We start from the raw sequence: 22994 nt of genomic DNA, 5'->3' as shown, positions 1-22994 counted from the left end.
GCAAACAAATCCTTATTCGCTGCATGGGCATACTATTAGCTACGCCCTTCGTTGTTCGTTCCATTGCCCATAACCCACCGCCCACGTTTACCACGATCATTATTGTGGACCGGCCGGGCGGCAATGGTGAGAGAGGCTTCGGCCAGAAACAAACCTTTGCCTTTGACGCCCGTGCGCTCTCCGCTCAGCAAATAGCCAGTCGTGTGCAGGCCGTGATCCCTGATGTATACGCTATCGCGATGCCGGACGGGCGGATGTACGAAACCCGCTTCCAGCGGTACCGCACCCTGAACGGCAAAGAGATCAAAGCCGACTGGGTAGCGATCTGGGAAAAGAATGTTGAACCACAAACCAAAAAAACCAATGGCTAAACGAAACAATGCCCATGCGTCTACCCAGACCCCGCCCGAGAAAACCGATGCCGGCGTACCGGAACAAAGCAAGTCGCCCGCTACCGAGTCTGCGAAGCCCCAGGACACCGCACCCGAAGCCGTGACACCGCCTGCTCCCGAAACAACGGAAACGGGTATCGAGCCACAGACGCCGGCTGTTGCGGAAAGTACGGATACTGCGCCACCAATCACCGATCCACCGGCAGACGAACAAAACTCGGCAGACGAAGCGCACCAGGGACCAGCACCCGGCAGCAATGGGCCTGCCGGACTACGTCCGGTTGTGAGTGACCGATTGGCACAACTTACCGAGATCGGGGCGTTGATTCGCAAATTTGTCGAGGACAAAGTGGCGAATGGCAATCCGGATCTGGTCTGGCCAGAGGTGGAGGTTTGGTTGGATGAAAACGTGGTTGGTTACAAGGAATCAAGAGTCTAATGCCTACGCACACACAGGTTTTTTCTGGCGGCATGAAGCAGGATGTGGATGCACACCTGCAACAGCAAGGGACGTATCGCTACGGCCGGAACGTACGGACTCTGTACAACCGGAATCGCAGCGATACGTCCGATGGGAAAAGCCTGTCCCTGGCCAACAGCCCCGGCAATCTACTCACCTTAACCCTGACGCAAGGCTACCACATCGTTGGCGACGCCGAAGCGCAGCGCGGCAACGTGCTATTCCTGACCAACAACACGACCAGTATCGTCGGCTTCTGGGACTACGATAGTGAGGTGAACGGAGCCGTGGTTACGGGTGCCTTTCGCGTCCTGTACAGTGACGACAATGATCCGCACGCCAAGAACCAGCCCTGGTCCAAGCGGGGCAGCGCGGCTCCCGAGCGGCTGGGCTGGCGAACGACCGACACCTTTGACATTGAAATTGCGTACGAGAACGAGTCGGTAGAGCGCGTGTACTGGACGAACCGGCGCGGCACGAAGCATGTGCTGAACCTGCGCCATGCACCGACCACCACCCCGTACCCGTCGTCCTGGTCGGCTCACGGATTCCGGGAACGGCCGGACGTCGTTTTTCCTACCATTAAGCTCCTGGGCCGGGGTATTGGCAAGCTACTATCCGGCACGTATCAAATCGCGATAGCCTACGAGTCGCGGGACGGCGTACGGTCCGCGTTCACGCCCGTGACCCGGCGCGTGTTTGTCACCAGCGAAAAGCTGGACGTGCTGGGCTTCGACAGATTCCCCAGCCAGATCCCGACGACCGGCGTTCGGCTCTCGCACCACAACCGGGTCATGGGCGCGTCAGGCGTCGTAACCCAGGAAAGTTTGCGCTGGGAGCTCAGCCGGGTCGATGTCCGCTGGGAGCGGGTGGTTGTCGCCGTTCTGTACTACGAAACGGAAGGCTTACCCACCTCAATCCGGACCCTGCCACCCATAACCATCACCCCGGCGTTGTCAGGCAGCACGGCGATAACGGTGGAGATCGTTGATAACAGCGGAGACGAAATCACGGTAGCCGAACTGAACCAGCGGCACGAAACGGTGCTGCGCGTTGGTACCCTGGCCCCGGAAAACAACCGGCTGGTGGAGGGCGACTTGCTGCGGCTCCCGCCGATTACTATGAATGCGTCGGCCGTCCGCTTTCAGCCCTTCCTGAAACGATGTGTGCTGGATGAGGTCAAAGAGCCCACCTTCCGGCCCGTTGCCAATCCGACGTCAGGCAAGCCCGATGGCAACCCGCTGACCAATTCGTCAACCGTGACGCTGGGTAGTGTGGTGCGTAAAACGTTCAACGGCCTGACCGAAACCTACACCGTTACCAACGACTACCTCAACGACAAAGGCCAAGTCTGGGAGTGGCTGCACGGCTCGTACTTCCGGGGCGAAACCGAGGAGTTCGGCGTATTGCTGTTCGACCGGCTGGGCCAGCCGATGTTCGTCACCCCGCTACCCGCCTTCACCTTTCCCCAGTTGTACGACGAAGGGCCGGCTGGCGAAACCGACCACTACGCACTGACCAAACTCAGCCCGGCCGGTATTTATGAGCTGGTGCCGATGGGTGTATTGATCTCCGGGCTCCGGCTACCGGTGGCCGATTTGTACGACAGCGAGGGCAAACTGAACGTGAGCGGCTTTATGATCGTGAAGCGGCAGCGCGTTCCCCGGCTGCTGCACCAGGGCGTCGTGTTTCCGGTTTGTCGCACCGACGAATGTAAGCTGGATTCGGGCCGGTCGGAAAAGCCGTTTCCCCTGCCTTACCTGAACTGGTTCTCCACCGATTTCGATGGGCAGAACCGCCACAGCTACCCCTGGCCTACGCCCTGCACGACACCCAATGAAGGCGACTGGCGCGAAACCCGCAGCCAGCCCTACTACCTGACCTACCACAGCCCGGATGTGCTGATCGAAGGTGGACTCAAAGAACTGGAGGAGGGCGATGTGCTCCACCACGTCGGCATCGTATCGCGGGCGTACTCCAGCAACGTAATTGCGCTGGACGGCTACAGCCGGGCCCTGCCTGACAAAACCCACGTCACCCACGGTTATACAAAGTCGTACCGGACCGCAACGAACCTATCCTGGCTCCCTACGCTGCTCGCGCGCGGCCGGCCGCGCCTGGGCAGTGAGACGAGGCTGACGCTGGCCAAACTGCACAGCGATGGCTTCAACACCACCTACAAAGAGCTGGACAAAAACAACCTGAACCTGAAGATCGAAACCCAGACCCACCCGCAGTGGTCGGGCGCGGGCGGACTCTATATCTACGGCGACGGGCTGTTGCAGCGAAACGCCGTGATTGTAAAAACGGCGGACTGGACCAGTATAGACGCCGGCTCCCAAGAGAACCCCGGCACGTTCCGGATCGTCAACTACATCCAGCGCACGACCCAGCCGGTCGATGCGCAGTCGTCCATAGAACCGTACTACCCCTGCGGCCACTTTCAGCCCATCACCGAGTCGTTACTCGGTATGGCCAAACCGGTGGAAACCGCTGCGGGTCAATTTTTCGAGTTTAACGACATTGAGGTCTGGGGCGGACCGGCGTACGTCACGCTGTTTGATTTCGCCCGCATTTACCCCTTTTATTCCGATAGCTGCCGGCAAAGCGATTACGGCATTGGACACGTTGTTCCGGTTGAATCCAAATACAACCTCGCGTTGCGACCCGGCCGAACGCTGGCCCGCAACGCGTTCCGGCCCGAACGGACCACGTGCCGGGAGGAAGGAGAGCAGTTTCAAAACGGGATTAATCCGGATCAGCCCGAGGACTGGAACTACAACAAAGCGTTGACCGTGGACACCAGGGTCAATCCTTACGCGGTCATGCCCCGCGACTTTCTGGCCGTGACCAACGACCCGGCCGGCTTTAGCTGGACGCCACCCAAACAACCCGGCCAGTTTATTGACGCCTGGCGCAGCCGGCTACCGGGCGACGCGGGCCAGGCCAATGGCAGTTTGGGCGCGATTGTCAAGTTGCAACGGGGTCAGGGCCGGGGGCTCCTGTGCTGGCAGGAACGGGGCGTCGGTATATTGCCGCTCGACCCGCTGAGCTACCAGACGACCGATGCCGGCGTGATCGAAACGGATTCCGGAGCCGTGTTCAACCGGATGATCACGATCAGCACCGAGTTCGGTACCCAGCACCCCGAATCCGTCTGGTCCAGCAATGGGCAGGTGGGGGCGTGGGATGCCCGGATGGGGGCGTTGCTGCGGTATACCGGAGGGCTCGACAGTCTGAGTGCGAGTGAGCTGTTCAGTGATCAGCTTAAACGCCTGACGTATGAACTGGCCGGTGCCGGGATCGACAGCTTGCGGAACTGGCAGTGCGTGGCCGGTACCAACCGCGACAACGAGGAAATCCTGTTCTCGTTTTACAAACCGGGCATACCCACGTTCACCGCTGTGTACAGCACGGCTATGAGTTCGTTTGTCGAGATCAAGGACGGCGATTATAGCCGGTTTGTCAATCGCGGCCGGCTGCTGCTGGCGTCGGCCCGAAGCCAGCCTAACACGTTATGGGCGATGGACCGGGGGCCGTTCGGTCAGTACTTCGGCACGTTCTACCCGTCCGTGGTCAGGTTCATTGTCAATCCTTATCCCAACCAGAAAAAAACGTTCGACGCCGGCCAGATTAATATCAGTGCCGATAGCTGGCGGAAAATCACCCGGATCACCCACTGGACGCCGGACGGCGGACCAGCGCAGGTGCATACGCTGTTTCCGGCGAATGACGAGCGGTTCCGGTTCTTTCAGAATGCGCTGCGCTACGCCATGCACGAAGTAGACTGGTCGGGCACCAAACAGCGACTCCGGGACGACTATATGACGGTGGAAATTGAGATCGGTAACGATGCCGAGAACAAGCAGGTGGTGCTGGTCGCGTTTTCAACCGTATTTAGATAAGTGAAAAAACATATTAATACACTATTTTTATGCTTGTGTTCAACATTGTATATAGTATTGGCATCATTCTGTTGCTGACCGGATTCATTTACTGGGTAGCTCGACGCGACAACGGCAAATCTACTCAGTTACCCACAGACCCGACCAAACCATGACACTGGAACTTGCCTTGTACATCGGCCTGCTGCTTCATTTTGTGGGGGACTACCTACTGCAAAATGACTTTATGGCTAGAGAAAAAACAAGGTCGCTGCTGGTGGCTGCTTTGCACGCAACGATATATGCGCTGCCGTTCCTGCTGGTTTGCTGGTCGGGCTGGTGGTTGATTGTGTGGGGTAGTCACGTACTCATCGACCGCTACCGGCTGGCCGTGTACTGGATCAAGCTCGTGAACTGGAACTGGTCAAGCACAAATATGGGCTACGACGCGGACAAGCCAGTTTGGATGTCGGTATGGCTCATGATCATTATTGACAACGCGTTTCATGTGCTGATCAACTCCCTCTGTATCTACTTAGCATTCCGACCATAATGGCACTGTACGACACCACCCTGCCCAGCACCGCCTACTACCGGCCTCCGGTGTACGGTGGCGGTAATATGTATTTCAACCGGTATGGCAAACTGACCGGTTTTGGTAAGGTCGTGTCCACCGCGCTACCCGCCATTACGTCCGCAGCCGGCAGCGTGGTGGGGGCGGTGACCGGCATTCAGGGGTTGGGACAGGCCGGGGGTGAGCTGGGCCGGGCGGTGGTGAATCGGCAACTCGATCTGAACATGCCGGGTGAAGGCTTTACCGACAGCTACGAAAACGCGGAAAACGCGATGGCGCAGGGAGTCGGGCTGTCAGCCATAGGGTCGCAGGTCGGCGGGCTGGCAGCTAACTTTATACCCAACGGTACAGCGGACAAAACACCCGTGCCAACCCCGCCAGCCGTTACGCCCAATGCCCCGGCGCAACTGGGTACAAGCACGGCTATGAACTCCGCCCTGCCGGCGTTGCCCGGTGCAGCCGGGGCTATTACCCTGACCGAACAGCCCTCGTATCTGGGTGCGATGGATAATTTGTTGTTTGGCGTCAAACGACCCAAAGCAACGTCTTACTTCAGCTACGCTACGGGCGGACCGATCAAGCCAGGCTGGTCACTGAATCGGGCGAAAAACGCCTTGCTCGACGCGCCTAAACTGGTAACCGAACTGGCTGGCACCCTGGATCTGACTACCTCCATGCGTCACCACCAGCAACGGGTGTCAGCGGCTCAACGGGAAGATGCCAATAAACCCTTTACGCCCGGCCTGGCTGAAAAGCTGGCGTATAAATTCGTAAATCCTGTAGGGTACGATTTTACCAAGCAAACCGGCGATGCCAGAAAAGAGTATGACGGGTACTTGCAAGCTGAACTAGCCAGCAACGCACCGATCGGAGAAAAATCGGTACTCAATAAAAATGACGCCTGGCGGGTTTATTTGGGTATGAAGCCACAAGGGGATGCGCTGCGACCAACGGCAGGGGGCGGATACCGGCTTCACAACGACATTGAGAAAGATATACTGCGGTCCGCCCTTCGGGTGGACGTCAACAAGCTACGAGCTGGACAGGACATCAAAACGCCGAACGGCCCGGTAGAATATAAAGCGGCCGATTATCGAAACGTAGACGGTGAAGATCGTTGGGTTAACTATGATATAGGGGAGGTTATGGGCAACTATACGGTTGCCAAAGGGAAAGATGCCAATGGCAACTATATCAACTATCGGGACTGGTGGGATTTGGAACCACAGCTTATACCGGGCCAGGATTGGTCGAAAATCAAAGTTGAGAACTTTGTTGGCAAGCCCTATGAAATAAAAGGGCGAATATACTACGACCCTAAAACGGGCAAGCGCATAACGCCACCCCGGACCTATGCGGCCGGTGGTCCGGCTATCCTGTATAAGTACGGGGGAGTAGCGGGCTCCGTACCCCGGCCGAAAGACTACAAGGTGTACGGCAAAAACGACCCGACCGAGGATCTGATCATTTCGGTCAAAGGCACCGGAGAAAAGTTTGGCGAAATGCGGATTGGCGAATACATTTTACCCCAGGACAAAACCCTGTCAGCAGGCCATATCATGACGAGCGAGGTCAGTCCCCGACAAAAGAAATATGCGCTCGGCGCGTTGCTGTTTGAACAGCTCAGCGAGCAGCCGGTCGATGGCAGCAAGCTGTTTGCCGGGGGTGGCCTGGTGCCCCCACCGTTACCGGCCCCGTTCCGGATTGAAACAATGTTTCCGCAGGTGGAGCAGCCAAACTTAGGCTTCTTTGCCCGTCTGTTCAGCCGGCCACGCCGGATCGCCTACCGTCAGGTTGCGGCCCAGCGCGGCAACGAACTGTCCAGCCAGTACCGGGCCTCAATGGGTCAGATCGGGGCGTTTGGTGCGCCGGGTCGCGACTTCGTGCCGGCCGGCTTACCTATGTACGCTACCGGTGGACCGGCCAAACGTAAACCGGCTCCCAAAGCAACGAGCCAAAAGACGACAACGCGAAAAATGACGGGTACCTACGCCACGGTTACGACCGATCCCGCGACCATGCCACCGGTAACAGCGGTCGCTGGTCAGTACACGGTGCAGCCCGGCGATACCCTGGACAATATTGCGGCCCGTACCGGCTTGCTGACCCTGGACCTGATGCGGAACAACGGCATTGGCAATCCCGACCAGCTACAGCCGGGCCAGACCATTTCCCTGACCGACCCCCGGACGGCTATAAAAACCCCGGCCCCGATCACCTCACCGTCCGTTACCAACGAGCGGGTTATGTCGATCCTGGACAATGCGGCCAATCCGTTCGCGACGCAAATTGCTGGCCTGAATGCAGAACTGGGTCGCCGTACGTCTCAAACGGGTAGTGACGAAACAGGTAGTGCCGCGACAAAGAAAGGAAAGGCGGGTACATTACTCAACAGTGTTGGTGACGCGGCCCGCATCGCTACGGGCGTATCGTTGGCGTCCAAACCGGTAGCCATGCCCACCGTACCCGACCGATGGATGGATTACGTCGGTGAGGTGACGAACCGAAAAGGAACCGGGCTCAGTGCTATCGAGCGGGCAACCGCCAACACCAACATCGCCAATAACTACGCCGAGGGCGTCAACACACTAAGCCGGCTGACCGGGGGTGGGGCATCGCCCGGTGTTACGCTGGCGGGGTTGACCAACATCGGCTTGCAGCGCAACAACGCGACTCAGCAGGTGCTGGCCGAGGATAATGCCCGTCGCGAACGTAACTTTGCGTTGTTTGGGGCCGTTACAGGTCAGACGGCGGCAATGGAAAGCGCGATCCAGCGGGAAGGTATCAACCGGGATGCGGCCCGTCAGCAAATCGGAGCGGGCCTGGTATCGGCTACGTTGCAGAACGCCGAGAACAGGCGAATTTTTGAGCAGAACGCTCCACTGTACGACGCGTTGACCGAGAACCAGATTCAGCAGGCCAGCGAAACGGCCGCGACCAGAGCCGCGTTACGGCGTCGGGTTCGGGAACGGGCCTACGCATTGGGGGCATAATACGTTTTTTACCTTATTTATCGCATACTATGGTTCCGGTTGCATCGGGTAACGCAAATCTAATCGGGGCGGTAACCGCGCCGTTTACCAATTGGAGCGCGGCTTCAGCCGCCCGGCAGGAAGCCGTTCAGGTCGGCGCAATCGCCAACCAGCAAAGCGAACAGCAGTTGGCCGAGGAGCAGCAGGGCGAAGCGTTGACCCAGCAGTTTTTGCAGAAAGCCCGCAGCTTACCGTTTCTGGGTAAAGACCGGCAGCGGCTGCAAGCGTATGTAAACGCCGAGGAAAAAGCGTTGTACCGGAAACTGCTCACGGAGTACAACGGCAATTTCCGGGCATTTGCCAAAGCCGAATTACCTACGTGGCAGGCTGATTCCGCGAGTCGGTTGCAGCAACAGCCGTGGTACGCGCAGGCTACCGAGAATGTGCGCAACGTGCTGGCCGCGCAGGAGGCCGCGAATAAATCCGAGTTCCTGGTCGGCAACGGCGATCTGAAAAACTTCCGGAGTGGCGAAAAAGAGCTGGAGGGCTTTCTGACCGGGCAAAGCGACGTTTATAAGTTTAGGGGCAGCTACAAGCCAGACGACGACTTAAAAGAAATTCGCGACCAGTACGCGCCGGGCCGGTTGCCGTGGGAGCGGGTAGCCGTGGGTGAGGATGAAAAGCTGAACCGGTTAGTTGATAAATACGGCCGGGAAATGGGCGTCGATAAATACTTACGTCAACACGCCGGCACCCAGGTCTATTACAAAACCGACCCGATTACCAAAGCCTACGAGTTTCAGATGGACCAGGGCCGCTACCAAATGGCGGTCAATGACGATAAACGTAGCCAGGCGCGGCTGGGTATGGAGGGTCAGCGGTTGGGGCTGGCGTTCGACGCGAACCGACGCGCTGCGGCCGGCTTCAAAACCGATCAGGCGTTGAAAGGGCAGGCGTACCAACTCAACCAGATCAAAATCGCGAAGGGACTCCAGGACTTGTCGGGCAAATCGGCGGACGGCAAGGGCTACGACTATAAGTTGTTTGGCGAAGGGGCAGCACCCGCCGACCGAATCCGACTCAATCCCGATGCGGAAGGCAGCAAGGTGCTGCCGTTTTCCAAAGTTGACCTGTCCAAAGTGGGCCAGTTGCAGGGAGCTACGTTGTTCGGTGAATTGGGTGATGTCTTGCTGAAGCAGCTCGGCATTCAGAAAACCAAAACCGGCTTTTCCAAAGGCAATATTCAGGAAGGGTTTATTGACGCGAACGGCGTTCAGCCGATCAATCTGAAAGGACTCAACTTTCAGGTCATGGCCGTGGAGCCAAAGGTGTTCATCGACCCCAAAAGCATGAACCCGGCCAAAGGCGCACTGAACCGAGATACGCGGGGCTACAGCCGGGTAACGGTTCAGTTCAACGACCCGACTGAAGCCCGGAAAGCCGGTTTGTTTGACAACTGGACCGGGTTCGGGCCAACCAAAGCCGGCACCGGGGTGTACAACCCGTCCACCCGCCAGGCCACGATCTTCGTGCCTATCGGAGCCGTGGACGAAGCAACCAACCCCAACTTTGTCAACGCATTGATCAAAGCGCAGCAGGGCCAGAAACGGGCCAACGACGAATGGGATAGCCCATCCATACCCACCCCTTATACCGACACCACGTTCTAATGGGAAAACAGCCCACTAAACCCGTGAAGCTGGATCAGGATTTATACCCTGAGCTCTCCACGTTCCAGATCAGTGCCCGCACCGAACAGGTGATGCGGAAAAACGGCCTGAACCCAACCGCCGATATTCAGCGGCTGGAGAAGGCGCACCGCGAGGGTGATTTTGCCACGAAGGCGACGCTGGCTCAGAAACTGGCGTACCTCAACGATCAGGTGGAAGGGGGCAACGCCGGTAGCAACTACCTCGACGCCTACCGGCTCCCCACCCAGCAGGAAGCGGCACCCGCCTACAACAGCTCGACGGCAGGCAACGCGTTCTTCGGCCAGATATACAACGGGTTCGTGGATATGGCCGAAGCCGTGCCCCAGCTCGCCACGGCCGGAGCCGGGCTAACGGGGTTGATCGACAAACCGGAGTGGACGCGGACCCAGAAAAGCATTGAGAAAACGTTCGCCGGCTACAAAGCCTATGTTTCTCAGGACTACCAGAAACCGTTAGCCTCGTACAGTGAGGAAAACGGGGTGGAGTTTGACGTTAATTTTAAGAACTTGGTCGGCACCACCGGTACGCTCATGAGCTATATCCTGCCCGGTTTGCTCACGGCCGGAGCTGGTACCGTTGCGACGATAGGGAGCCGGGCCGCGTTGCGCACAGCGGCTACCGCTGCGGAGCGGGGCATTTTAACGTCGGAACTGGCGACGGCCGGTAAAGTCGCGACGCGGGTGACCGGGGCCAGTTCCTTTCTGCAAACATTTCCACTCTATCAGCGCGAAGCGATAGGGGCGGGCCTGGACGTACAGGACGCCACGCTGTTCGCGATTCCGGTGGCCGGGCTCAACGCGGTGATTGAGACAGCGAACATGGGTAATTTGACCCGTGCGCTGGGTATCTCCGACAAAGCGGCCCGTGCCACCGTCCGTGAAGCGGCTATGTCCGAAGCGGTCAAAGCGTTGCAGAACCTACCCAAAGGCTTCACACAGGACATGCTGGTCGATGCCGGTCAGCAAGCGGTGAAAGGCGCGTTGGGTATCATCGAAAACCCGAAGTCGTTAGGCGCAATGGGCAAGCTACTGTCCAGCCGCGTGGGTCGGGGTTTTGTTGAGCAGGGACTACCCGAAGCCGGTGAGGAGTTTTTACAAACGACCGCCGAGACACTGGCCAAATTGCTGTACAATAACCTGGCGTCGGCCGACAGTACCGGCCGATTCAAAGACCCGTCCTGGGGGCGGTATGCGTTCAACAGCATCTACGGCATGACGCTGGGCGTACTCGTCGGTACCCTGCCCGGCACCTTTCTGCAAACCAAGCCCGCGAACCAAATGGTGTTTGGCTACGTCGGGGCCAACGTCCGCGACGGCTTGCGCAAAAGTATTGACCTGGATACGATGCTGTCGGACGACCCATCGACGCCCGGCCGGTTAAAGATGCTGGGGGTACTGGATCACAAGTTGCAAGCCGGTGAGATCGACGCCGATACCCATACCGATCTGGTGCAGAAAGTGGGCCGCATGGCACGGGTATCGGCTGATTTTGCCGACGTGGATATGTTTTCGGAATCCGACCGGGCCACCATGTTCCGGGTCAGCGAATCCGACAACGTGTCCCGTACGCTTGATGCCGAGTTAAACCAGGCCCGCCAGTCGCTGAGCGAGCTGGAGCAGGTGCTACAAAACCCCGATGCCTCGTTCGGGGAACGCACCAAAGCGGAGCTCGCCCAGCGCAAACTGACCCAGCAACTGGGGGGCGTTGTCGAGACACCGGAAGGCCCCAGGTACCAGGCCGAAATCCGGCAGCAAACGCGCCGGGCCGAAGCCGAAAAAGTCCGGGCGCAGGCGTTGGAACTGTACGCGGCCGACACCGACCGCACGCAGATCAACAGTTACGTAGCCGAAAAGCTGGACAGTCTGGACCGGGAGTTCGGGGCCGTGTCTTATCCCGATACGTTCCAGCCCAGTTTAACCGCTATTGATCCCAGCGGACAGGCGTACGTGACCAACGGCAACAAGCGGGTGTATCGAAAACTGAACCGGGTGGGGGGAGAAATAACCACCCCCCTGGGTCTGGATGAATCCGGAGCCTTCGTGCCGTCCCAGCGCACGGACCTGGTGGACAGCTACGAACAGCCGGCCGACGACCTATCGCAGCACCTGGCGATTGCCACGGCCGTAGCGGACCCGGCCAAGCCGTTACCCACGGCAAGGTACACCAGTCCCGATAATAGCGCGGAGGCCAATTTGATCCGCGATGGCGAAACCATTCTGGAGCGTATTGGACAAGCGTATGCCGCTGTCGAGCAGGGCAATGAAGGCAAAAAGCGGAAAGCCCGCAAAGAAAACCCGGCTGTAGTCGAGCTTAAAACACTGGCCCAGGCGTATCTGAACGCGGCTGACGGCCTGCTGACTAACCCGGACTACGCCGAATCGTATACGCCGGTAGCCGACGCCCTGCGAGCTCTGGTACAGCCGGTAGAGACAACGCCGGAAACCGAGTCCGTTGTTGGCGAAGATATTGATTTGTTGGCCGAAACCCCGATACAAGATGCAACCCCTACCCCGGCACCACGCCCGAACCCTGTCGCCCCGTCAGTTTCGGGCCTTAACCCCCAACCACCAGCGGTCGAGCTTGATTTCGATGCTCAACTACAACGAGCGGTTGTCGAGGAGCAACGCGACCAGACGGGTCGAGAGCTACAGGAAGCTACAGACGACCTTGCCCGATCTGTTGCAGCAGCAGGAACAGATGCTGTCGCAGGGGCAGACGGATTACTCGAATCGCTTGACCGAGCAAATAACGCGCTTGCAGCGGAGCTTGACCAGCTTGGAGCGGGGACTGAACCAAGACCCGCTGACCAGAGTGCTGTTGCAACAGGATCTGGTCGAACGCCGAAAGTAAGGACGTCGTTTGCCAAAACGTATCAGCCCGTTGATCTGCAAAGTGCGATATTGACTTTTTTCGCTACCAGGGGAAAAATCAATATGGCGGATTTCGACCGGGTGGCGGGCGAAGCCATGCGCCGGGGCGAACGGGGCGGCAACCCGTACCTCAACTACCTGGACCCGGCCAACCGGCAACCGCCATTGGATACCATTGGCCGGGCCATTGCCGATGGGCTGGGGCTGACCGATTACGACCAGCAGACCGTTGAGCAGGCTATTGTTGATGCCGTGATCTCGTTCCGGAAAGGCAACGGTCCATCCGTTCAGCTTCAGCAATACGCCCAGGACAATACATCGGCCGAGGACGAAGCGGCTTTGGCCGATGCGCTGGACGCGATGGACGACGCGGACCGCGTGATGTGGGAGGGACAAGCCGTTACCGACGAACTGGTGGCAGTGGTCAGCAGCGAGGTGGATGCGTACAGCGACGAGGTAGTTGACCGGCTGGTCGAAGCCTTGATCAGCAACGGCTACATCCAGGAGGACGGCACGTTTGACGCCGAAAACTTTATTGCGGACCTGCCGGCCATTGAGTCCGGCTTTCTAAGTATTGATCCTGCGGGTGTCGAGTTGTATGCCCGTATGCGCGAAAGTCTTATCTTTGCCAACCGAACGGTTAGCCCTATACTTGATGCAGCCAGAGCCCAAACCCAAATCGAACCGGCACCTGTTGAAAACGGCGATGCTGACCGCAGCGATGCAGACATTACCCCCGCCCCCGACGCCCAACTCGGATACGACACCGGCTCCAACGACCGACCGGCTGAAGGCCCTGTTGCAGAAACGCCGACAGCTACTGAACTTGCCTCCGCTGTAGACAGCGAGATTTTAGCCGAAGCGTCGAGCGATGTGCGCACCGCCGAGGTGTCGGCTTCCTACGACATTGAAGGGGCCAATCTTCAAAAGCAACGCGACGCCTTAGTTCGCAAAAGGGATAAGCTGGTCCGCGACGCATCCAACCGGGTGCAGACCGGTGACCTGTTCGCTAACGACACTATCAATCCGCCAACGGCGTACCGGGACAGACTAGCCGAGTTGCGGCAAAAAGCGCAACAAACGGCAGAGTCGGCATTAAACGGTATTGAGTCGCTGCCCGGCACAAACCAGTCCGTTCGTTTGGAAAGCGGACAGATTGTTGATGTAGGCGTGATGCAGGGTGGGCGTTTCGTCTCTATGGGTCTTGACGTTGCTGACTGGATGCGCAACAACGCCGATCTGGTTAAGCGAATCGCTAATAAGCAGGCCAACAATACTGATTTGGTTGAAAAGCTGTCCGGTGCCTGGATTGATCGCCTTGCTGAGTTTGTTGACCAGCGTGGCAAAGAAAAGGCTCTGGAGGCCATTACGTCCGCGCCGGAAGGATTTCGCCTTCGGAGCTATTTTGTCAGTACCCCTACGATTGACATTGCCAGCTACCGACCAGTTGCCGAACTGGAAGCTTGGCTGGATGCGCAACCTAAACCTGCTTCAACAAAAAAGCAACAAGGCGATCTGTTCGCGGGGGACACCTCAGGCGTCGAAGCGCAGGATGCGGCCAAGCAGGCCATTGCGCAGGTCGATGAGCAGATAACCGCTATTGACCGGGCGATTGCCGAGAACAACGAGCAGAAAATCAGGGCCATTGAACAGGCGGTTATCGGTGATCAGGCGCAAACCGAACTGTTCAACATACCCAGTTTGGATGAGGTACCTCGCTTCTCCACGATAGGGCCGGTTGCCGACCTGACCGTGGACGGCATACATGGCGTCAGCCTGGCCGAGAACCTGTCCATCGCTACCGCTCAGTACGCTCAGGCGGGTATCCCGGCCGGGGTTACGTTTGCCACGCTACAGGCCAATCCCGACTGGCAAGCCGTAGCTGAGCGGGTGCGGATAGCGACCGGCTGGTTCGTGGGCATGGATGGGTTGTGGCGGCACCGGGTCAGCGACCAGGATGTCCGGCTAAAAAACCCGCAACAGGTACTGGACACCATGCGGTCATTGCCGTCCGGTGAGCGCACGGGGGCCATACCCGTGTCGGACTTGATTTCCATTGACAAATTGCTTACCTTGTATCCACAATTAGCCGAGTGGCACGTTATTTTTGAACGCGCCCAAACGCAAAATACGTGGGGCATGGTGCCGCAAAACCTGCCCCTCATTATCCTTAACGCCACGTACTATGACGCCCTTTCCCGAAACGCTACTGCAAACGATTCCCTCGCTGGACGACCCGAATCTGATGGAAATGGCGGACGTACAGGTGACTTGGAACCCAACGTTCCTGGATGGGTGGGTCAACTCGAATCCGTCACCCTGCACGAGTTGCAACACGCCATCCAGCGATATGAAGGGTTTGCATCCGGAGCCAGCATCAAACAAGCACTTGATTATTTAGTTGATCAAGGCGTTCTGCCCGAAACCTACCGCAACACACCGACCAGTCAGCTACCCGCCGACGTACGAGCAAAGGTGGTTGACGCGTACCGGTCGTATGCTGGCGAAATCGAAGCCAGGGATACGCAGTTCAATGTCGGTCTGTCTCAGGACAGCCTAACCCAACAACAACCCTACACCAACATAGGCACGCCTGGCATCAGTCCGACCAACGCCATTGTCGAAAGCCGGGGGGGCACTCAGCACAGCTTAGCGTCCTTGTTGCCTAAACAGCGGGTAGACACCCCGGTTGAAGCCCTCGCCTTTCAGATCGGGGAGAACCTGGGCGTTGAGGTCGTTACCGACCCCCAGCAATACAACCAGGCTATTGCTGACAGCAATGCGCAGGCGCGTGTTGGTAACAACAAAATACTCGCGTTCCGCTGGCAGGGTAAGGTGTATTTGTCGCCCGACGTCGACGAGAACACGGTCATGCACGAGTTTGGCGGATTATGGGCCGAAGTCGCCCGCACCCAGTACCCAGACCTATTCCAGCAAGGCGTTTCCTTAGTGCGGCAGTCGGGCTACTTCACCAAGCTTCAGGCCAACTCCTATTATAAAAACCTGCCCGTTGCCGAGCAGGAAATTGAAGCGTTGGAAACGGCGATAGGTGATAAGGGAGCGTTGTTCCGGCTCAGCGACCGCAAGAGCAAATTTAGCCGGTGGCTGGACGGGCTGTTTGCGGAGATCGGCAACGCCATTGGCCTTGTCTCCGACCAGAAGCTGGCCGACGTCAAGTTATCCAACTGGGCCGCTACCGTGATTGATCAGATCAATGCCGGCTTCGATACGTCGGGTATCGACACCAACCCCGAGGCCATGCAGTTTAGTCTGGGGACCATCGTAACGCCCGACAGTCTACGGCAACAAGCGATGCAGATGTATAGCGAAGTGCCAATTGAGGTATCGGCCCGGCTGTACTACACGCCTAAAATGTTCTGGACTAAGACCGACCGCGACTACATTAAGAAAGTAGCGCAGGAAACGGGATTTGAACTTGTTTCGCCCGAAACAATGGTCTGGAACCGGCCCAAAGAACTGTTCTTCGCCCGGTCCGGTACGCTGGTTAAGGTCGATGCGTACAAAATTGCCAACGCGATTAAGGAAGGGTTTGATACCGCGTATAACGCAGAGGGGTATCGAGGGCAACTGTTCCGGTCGGCCTTTTCGCTACGGCACTTACTGAACCTGGAAACGTTTACCAACTTCATTGATAGTTCGGGGGGCTTACTGAAAGAACTCATCCACTCCGTGAAGCGCGAATCAGCGGATAAAGCCGCTTACGCCCGCGTACTATTGGAGTCGGCCCAGATACAAGCTACCCGGCTGCTGGCTGGCTATTCGCTGAACACGGGCAACACGGCCGATACAGTGCGAACCATCGAAGTCAATACCTATGACTACGATGAAACGGGAGCCGTTATCCGGCGTCCGGTCTACCTGCCGGTCGGCGTCGTGATGGACATTGTTGGTAAGTCGAGAAGCCAGTTTTCCAGTTACGGCAAAGCGGATGCTGTCAGCGAGATAGCACCAGAGCCGGTTACATTGTACGAGAAAAACCCGGAAGGTGGACTACGGCGTACACCGCGAGGGGCAGTTTATTACGACCGGGAGAATGACAAAACTCATTATATCTTACTGAGCCGTGAGGACTTCAACACACTCAATGACCGGTTTACCAAAACCGGAGCGCAGGAGGAAATTGACGCTTTTTCTAGCCTTGCTACATTCTTCAATAACCCGGACGTAACCGATTTGCTGGAGCAGGAAGTGAATGAGGCCAATCCGGCCCAGCCGTTCGAGCGGGTCAACTATTACTGGCCGTTGACCACCTTTGGTAGCGACCAGTCGGCCGAACAACAAAGCCGGGGTTACGCTAAGAAACTGGAAGAAAGTCGTCAGTTAATTGCTCGTAACGGCCCATCGGGGGCAATACTCGCGACCGACCCGGTACAAACCATGCAGACCTATTTTAACGCGGTCAGCGATGTGCTGGAAAACACGAAGGTGGTCAACAACCTCAACGGGTTACTGGACAGCATCGAATCCGATTACGAAGGGAGCCAGAAAGACCAGATCAAATCGTATCTGTCTCAGGAGCGCGACCGGCTACAGTCTTACCGCAGGGAGCAGGCTAAGAACCGGGACGAGAACCGGTACAACCGCTGGTTCGATCAGATCATGAAACGATACACGCAAAGCGTGTTTTCGTTAAGTGTTTCGGTGCCACTGAAGCAGGCCGGTAGTTATTTCGGGGCCGTGGGGCAGGGCATTATAAAAGACGAGTTTTTGCGTTCGGGCGAGGCCATTGGCATTTTGTTCAAAACAACGGCCGGTGCGTTTAAAGACTTCGACGCGCCATCCACGGTACTGGCCAACGATAAAGAGCAAAGCGGACTCACCGGCCGACTAACCGGGCTGGACACGATAGAGCGGCCCTACGCCGAAGAATTGCTTGGCTACACGTTTACCGATGAGGAAGCCCGAAAGAAACAGCAACGCCGGTTCGCCGTGTTGCTCGACCGGGCGTTTAGTTCGCAAACGTCGTTTGTCGATAACCCTTCGTTCCAGGATCTGGGCGTTAATAAACAGACCTTGACCCAGGCACAAAAGGTGCTGGGCAAATTCGATGAATACACCCAGGAATACGGAATGGGGCCGATGCGAAAAAGCGACCGGGCCGTGTTTTATGCCTTTGTGCAGGCCGCGAAAGAACAGGCTACCAGTGAAGGGCTGGCCCTGAATAGCGATGCGTGGTGGGACCGGGTAGCTGATCTGACCAAAGCTGTTACGTACAAAACGAATGTAATGGGTCAGCTATCGGAGAAGGCCCCGCTGCAAACCTCGTTCAACTTTATCAATAAGATATTGGGCTTGTACGGCGGGCAGTCGATCAAGATTTTCAACACCTTGGTGGACTCAATGGGTACATGGCTCAAAACAGGAAAAGGGACGCCCGAAGCCGAAGCCGCCTTGCGACAACTGGCCAGCACCGTTGGATACGCGGTTGTATTGAATGCGGTCTACACCGCTATGGTCGGCGTTGGCGTCAATCTGCTATTGTCGATTCTCGGCGGAGACGAACCCGATTACGAAGCGGTGCCGCAGAAGATTGGCTTTGACATCGTGCGCAACATTACGGGTATCGCCCCTACGTTTGCCACGGCGGGCATTGATTATTATATCAGCCAGCAGCAGGGATACCGAGACAACGATCTACTGGAAATCCCGGCCGCTGACAATTTGCAAACGGGTATCGACGCTATTACTTCGGCTGGTAAGCTATTCAGCGAGGAGGACGAAGCGAAACAAAAGCAGATCATGGACAAACTGATCTATGATCTGACTGAGTTCGGGGCAAAATCAACCGGCTTTTCCTCTACCGCGACCCGACTTATTCGTGAACTAGCTACCGAGGATAAGGACGACATTGAAGAAGAACAATAAAAAGAGGTCCGCACTGATCGTTAGTGCGGACCTCTTTTTATTGTTTAATCGTACGCCAAGTCTTTTTTATCACATCAACAGCACTCTCTGTGTTAGGGAAATTATAACATTCGGTATATCCCCCAAATCTATCACCGGGCATGTACCGAAACGGCCTTAACTGTCTGGCGACCAATTTTTCGAGATCATAAATTAACCCTGCGTCATGACTGGTAATTGCCAAAATTTTGGTAAACAGAAATGGGGCTCCCCGAAAACGCATTTTTAGGCTGTTGTGCGTAATGCCGATTTTTTGAAACGTGGTGTCTCTGGTTTTGCACGCAATAAGATAAAGGGTGGACCGGCGACCCTTCTGCCTGCTGACCCATGCTGACTTGCGAATGTTTTTCGGACTAACATTTTGTTTGGCGCAAAAAGAGCAACCTTTGCCTCTTAAATGGTTGCCGGGCAGTTGCTCCCAAGCTCCGTGTGTAGGGCAAACTATTGTCAGCTTTACGTTGTAGGAGCAATAGTCAACGCGGCTATAGTCGTATTTGTCTCCGTGTACTTTCTTAGCCCGCTCCAAAAATTGCTCGGTTGATAGACGCTGATTTTTAGAGCAGAAATTACACCCTCTACCTACTAAGTGCGAGTCCGGGGTCTGCAAAAAAACGCCGTGAATAGGGCAGACTATTTCTACGTTGACATCATTTCTAACGTAAACAACTCGGTTATAGTCGTAAAGATCGCCGTGTACCGACTTTGAGCGGGCGATAAATGTAGCCGCACCCAAAGGCTTTCGATTGGTTATTTCCCTTGCGCAACTAGGGCATTTTACGCCACGAACGTGATGTTGAGGGCGCTGCATAAATGAGCCATGTAGCGGACAGATAATCTCTATGTTTTTATCCATCCTGAATCCCTCTGGCTCCATATAGCCATAAAAATCTCCATGCACCAGCTTTGATCGTTTCACAAAGTCAGTGAACCCGATACGGTGTCTGAATACCTTATTCATGACCGATTGCTGTTTGCGTTGTGGTGAGAAGGGCCGCTAATTCTTCTCTGCGCTTCTGTTGCACTTCTTTTGCCAAGCTGACACCGCAGGCGTCCGCACCTCCATTAGAAAACTCTACCACTTTTTCGTTGAGCATAAAAAGAACCTCGTACAACGTGTCATTTATCAATGAAATGCGCTGGGTAGTGTCAAAATAAGCGTCAAGGTCATGAGCAGCCAGTTCGTTAGCGGCTTCTTCGTACAGGCGATACTTATGCTGAATAAATGCCTCAAACATTTCCTGTAACTGTGGACCAGCCAACAAAGCAAGGCGAATGGACGGAGTGGGGTTAGCCGGCAACTCAATAGGTTTTGCGGAATCGATGGCCGCGTTGTACTTTTGATCATTGCACATATCTCTATTGGTTTGTGTGTCACAAGGCCCGTATCCGAAGTTTGGCGACAGATGGTACGGGCTTTTGCTTATCCAAAAGTAGATAAAACTTGAATATAATCCAAGTTTGTAGGCAAAAAAATATATTACTGTATCAGGATTGTAACCGATTTATTAAGAGCCTTAACTATTTTCTCTATTGTGTCCAGCGATAAATTAGCCGTTCCGCTTTCGTAACGGTTGTAGGTAGACTCGTCAATGCCCAGCAATTCGCCCACCTGCTTCTGGGTGAGCCCTTGCGCTTTTCGTGCATTTTTTAGTTGTTCGGCTGTCTGCTGCTTTAGCATATGGTAAAAGTAGTTTGTTTTGTGGATTCATTTCAAGCCACACAATGAAACAAGTTCAAAGATTTTTTCAGGACCAGACCCCTGCGGGCCGTACAATATGGTCGATTGGTTCCGCCCTTGCCCTGTTTGTGGTGTTCTACAACTTGGCTCTGAACGAAGTAGGTAAGTATTCTGGCGACAGTGCGTTTAACCTATCCATGACCAGTTCCGTCTGGTTTCTTTACATCGTCGTAATTTCTCTTACGCAGTACGTGATCTGGGTGCCACCTTCAAAAGATTAACTCCTCAAATGTTTAGCGAACGAACACATTGACGCAACGTGTTTATTTTCGATCAATTATTCGACACGACTATTGACCCGGTGTAGCCTCATCGTCTCCAAACGCGTTAATTATTTTGTAGTTATTCCCCGGAATTGGCCCCGCCAATCACCATTTAGAATGTGTGTTGCTTTGTAGGCGACGGTAGGGGATAGGCCGCAATACGAATCACAGTGGATGTAGTAGTTGGCAAGCTGGTAATCGGTCATATCCGAATCGTCGTCCAGAATCACGTACCGTTCGACCAGATGGATAATGCCGAAGTAATTCAGCCAGGCGTCGATCTCTTTGCCGCGCTGCCCGTCCAGCCGGGGCGTCCGGCCGATCAACTGTCCCGTAAACCCCTTCGCTTCGAGCAGGGACTGCATATACTCCCGACTATTGCCGATCCGCCAGGACGACGACAAAACAACTCTCGCGCCGGTATCGTGAATAATACCGTTGAGCCGTTCGACGGCCTGCTGGTCGATCTGGTCCAGGTGGTAATCAAAGCGTTCTCGCTCCTCGCTTTTCACCTCTTTCCGGAGTTGCTTTTTCGCGTTCCGGATCGTCTGGCCGTAGAACAGTTCTGAGTTCAACACACCATCCACGTCAAGGAAAATAATTTTGGACATTTTCAGTATCGCCTATAAGTAGTTTGTCCAGTGCTAAAAAAATAAGCCAGGCCAGAAACCAGCCCGGCTTATCCGCTTCTATCCACACCATACAAGGCACCAGCCCTGCGGTTGTTACGTAGGTGAGAATCGAACTCACAACCTTACGGAACGCAGACATGCCGCGTCGTGGCTAACCACTATCCACCTCTACGCAATGTTGCCGGTCTATTCCCGGCTGTCACACGGTTCAATCGCGTTCGTGGCCTCTCCCGTGAGTCATCGGCCTTTTATTTCGTCAATCGTTCCAGGTAAGTGCCTTGACCGCCCGCATTTGGGCACCTTCCATCTCAGTGATCGCGACACTGGCGTGACGTTTCTGATCGTTACTGGTCGAGGTCTGGCGCAGATTGTTCATCTGATCAATCAAGTCCGCAAACCCTTGTTTGCACTGCCCCACCGCATCGTCGCCGGATGGGTTAAATAAAAGCCCGACCGCTTTCTGGCCGAATGTCAGTTCCTGCTCCATGTTTTGATTGTTAATTGGGTTAAAAAACGCCGGTCTTTTTCACCCGGCCTGCGCTCGGCCCGACACGTTCGGAGAGACGTCTGCGGCTGTGCCGACCGCAGATCGCTTGACCCTGGCACGGGCTGGCGGGTGATCAATCCGCTCTGGTACCTATCGTTCTCATTCAGATAGTTTCGTTATCAACTCAACGGGTTCAACGCCGTGTACCGATAGCCCTGAAACCCGACGTGCGGCTGGGCCGGGATCGGTACCCAGTTGGCCAGTACAATGCAGCGCGTGGTTCGACGCTTCCCAATCCGATGCAGCTTCCGGTAGTTCTCCGACCAGTCCATATCCACGATAGTGAAGTAGCCCCTAACCTGTCCGTCGTACACCATGTAGCAATGTTCGCCTACACGACACTGTTTGGGTAATGTCTTGGTGTTGACCAGCCAGAACCCGCCTTCCGCCCCGTCCGTGTGCCGCAGCACGTACTCCAGCTCCGCGTACGACGCATATTTATGCTTTGGTATCGTGGTGATGATGTTCACGACGCCCGACTGATCTCCATGTCTACCGGCCGCGTATCAATGCCGTTCCGATGCGCCCGCTCCCGTACGTCCCGCAGCAACGTGATCCAGAGTTCGTGGTCCTGATGATTCGGGTCGGCGTACAGCGCGTTGAGTTTGTGGTACGCGCCCATGAACGTGGTCTGAAAACACCAGGGGTATACCCGGCGCAACGGCTCCCACTCCATCTGGCAGCACTGCCGCATGAGCAGCACCGTCCACTCCCTGACCAGCATCATCCGCAAGTCGTAAGCCGACTTGGTGCGAATCGCGTAGCCGCCACCTTTACCCGTTCCGATCTGACCCGCTCCGGTCAATTCCTGCAAGCTGATTTTGAAGTAGTCGAGTATCGTTTCGCGGATGGCTCTTGTCAGCGTACACCGGTCCAGATGCTCGGTCTGGAACTGCCAGAAGAAGCTTTCCACCGTGGATTCGAGCTCGGCCACCCGTCGCTCTATGTCGGTTCCGTTCATTTTTCGTAAACACTATTAACTGCTGGACAAATGTAGTTCAATTTATGCTAAATACCATATTTAT

The 22994-nt window shown here is 56.0% G+C and carries 15 protein-coding genes; 8 read left to right on the top strand and 7 right to left on the bottom strand.

The window, feature by feature from the left end; all coding sequences use genetic code 11:
* Positions 1 to 23 precede the first annotated feature (23 nt).
* The 7 genes from EQG79_RS00595 to EQG79_RS00565 all read left to right on the top strand — a co-directional run bounded on the left by EQG79_RS00595 (position 24) and on the right by EQG79_RS00565 (position 18750).
* On the top strand, positions 24 to 371 hold the full coding sequence (locus EQG79_RS00595; protein WP_165358808.1) for a hypothetical protein: 348 nt from the start codon (positions 24 to 26) through the stop codon (positions 369 to 371).
* A complete protein-coding gene (locus EQG79_RS00590) occupies positions 364 to 831 on the top strand; it encodes a hypothetical protein (RefSeq protein WP_129598846.1) in 468 nt (155 codons plus the stop codon). The genes EQG79_RS00595 and EQG79_RS00590 overlap by 8 nt, the downstream gene beginning before the upstream one ends.
* Positions 831 to 4757, top strand: a complete 3927-nt coding sequence (locus EQG79_RS00585) for a hypothetical protein (protein WP_129598843.1) — start codon at positions 831 to 833, stop codon at positions 4755 to 4757. Before EQG79_RS00590 ends, EQG79_RS00585 begins: the two co-directional genes overlap by 1 nt.
* Before the next feature lie 151 nt (positions 4758 to 4908).
* Positions 4909 to 5289 carry a DUF3307 domain-containing protein gene (locus tag EQG79_RS00580; protein ID WP_129598840.1) on the top strand — a complete coding sequence of 127 codons (381 nt, stop codon included), beginning with the start codon at positions 4909 to 4911 and terminating at the stop codon, positions 5287 to 5289.
* A complete protein-coding gene (locus tag EQG79_RS00575; RefSeq protein WP_129598835.1) occupies positions 5289 to 8303 on the top strand; it encodes a LysM peptidoglycan-binding domain-containing protein in 3015 nt (1004 codons plus the stop codon). The genes EQG79_RS00580 and EQG79_RS00575 overlap by 1 nt, the downstream gene beginning before the upstream one ends.
* A 29-nt stretch (positions 8304 to 8332) precedes the next feature.
* Positions 8333 to 9952: a hypothetical protein gene (locus EQG79_RS00570; protein ID WP_129598832.1), complete on the top strand. Its 1620-nt coding sequence runs from the start codon at positions 8333 to 8335 to the stop codon at positions 9950 to 9952.
* Positions 9952 to 18750, top strand: a complete 8799-nt coding sequence (locus EQG79_RS00565) for a hypothetical protein (protein ID WP_129598829.1) — start codon at positions 9952 to 9954, stop codon at positions 18748 to 18750. The genes EQG79_RS00570 and EQG79_RS00565 overlap by 1 nt, the downstream gene beginning before the upstream one ends.
* Before the next feature lie 37 nt (positions 18751 to 18787).
* On the opposite strand, the gene EQG79_RS00560 is transcribed toward EQG79_RS00565, so the two are convergent.
* From EQG79_RS00560 to EQG79_RS00550, 3 genes are all read right to left on the bottom strand, one after another.
* Positions 18788 to 19747: a hypothetical protein gene (locus EQG79_RS00560; protein ID WP_129598826.1), complete on the bottom strand. Its 960-nt coding sequence runs from the start codon at positions 19745 to 19747 to the stop codon at positions 18788 to 18790.
* The gene (locus EQG79_RS00555; RefSeq protein ID WP_129598823.1) at positions 19740 to 20141 is read right to left on the bottom strand and encodes a hypothetical protein; all 402 of its coding nucleotides are present in this window, start codon (positions 20139 to 20141) and stop codon (positions 19740 to 19742) included. Before EQG79_RS00555 ends, EQG79_RS00560 begins: the two co-directional genes overlap by 8 nt.
* Positions 20142 to 20266: 125 nt before the next feature.
* Entirely contained in the window at positions 20267 to 20467 is a 201-nt protein-coding gene (locus EQG79_RS00550) for a helix-turn-helix domain-containing protein (protein ID WP_129598820.1), read from the bottom strand.
* A gap of 44 nt (positions 20468 to 20511) precedes the next feature.
* Here EQG79_RS00550 and EQG79_RS00545 point away from each other — a divergent pair, with 44 nt between their 5' ends.
* Positions 20512 to 20748, top strand: a complete 237-nt coding sequence (locus EQG79_RS00545) for a hypothetical protein (protein ID WP_129598817.1) — start codon at positions 20512 to 20514, stop codon at positions 20746 to 20748.
* Positions 20749 to 20858: 110 nt separating this feature from the next.
* Here EQG79_RS00545 and EQG79_RS00540 read toward each other — a convergent pair whose 3' ends face one another.
* From EQG79_RS00540 to EQG79_RS00525, 4 genes are all read right to left on the bottom strand, one after another.
* Complete coding sequence (locus tag EQG79_RS00540) at positions 20859 to 21401, bottom strand: HAD domain-containing protein (protein WP_129598814.1); 543 nt, start codon at positions 21399 to 21401, stop codon at positions 20859 to 20861.
* Between the two features lie 277 nt (positions 21402 to 21678).
* On the bottom strand, positions 21679 to 21909 hold the full coding sequence (locus EQG79_RS00535; RefSeq protein WP_129598809.1) for an Acb2/Tad1 domain-containing protein: 231 nt from the start codon (positions 21907 to 21909) through the stop codon (positions 21679 to 21681).
* A gap of 179 nt (positions 21910 to 22088) precedes the next feature.
* The gene (locus EQG79_RS00530) at positions 22089 to 22439 is read right to left on the bottom strand and encodes a hypothetical protein (protein WP_129598807.1); all 351 of its coding nucleotides are present in this window, start codon (positions 22437 to 22439) and stop codon (positions 22089 to 22091) included.
* The gene (locus tag EQG79_RS00525) at positions 22436 to 22930 is read right to left on the bottom strand and encodes a hypothetical protein (RefSeq protein ID WP_129598804.1); all 495 of its coding nucleotides are present in this window, start codon (positions 22928 to 22930) and stop codon (positions 22436 to 22438) included. The genes EQG79_RS00530 and EQG79_RS00525 overlap by 4 nt, the downstream gene beginning before the upstream one ends.
* Between the last annotated feature and the right edge of the window lie 64 nt (positions 22931 to 22994).

The sequence above is a fragment of the Spirosoma sordidisoli genome, from assembly GCF_004138325.1.
Lineage (GTDB): Bacteria > Bacteroidota > Bacteroidia > Cytophagales > Spirosomataceae > Spirosoma > Spirosoma sordidisoli.
This window is presented reverse-complemented; position numbering and strand designations above follow the sequence as displayed.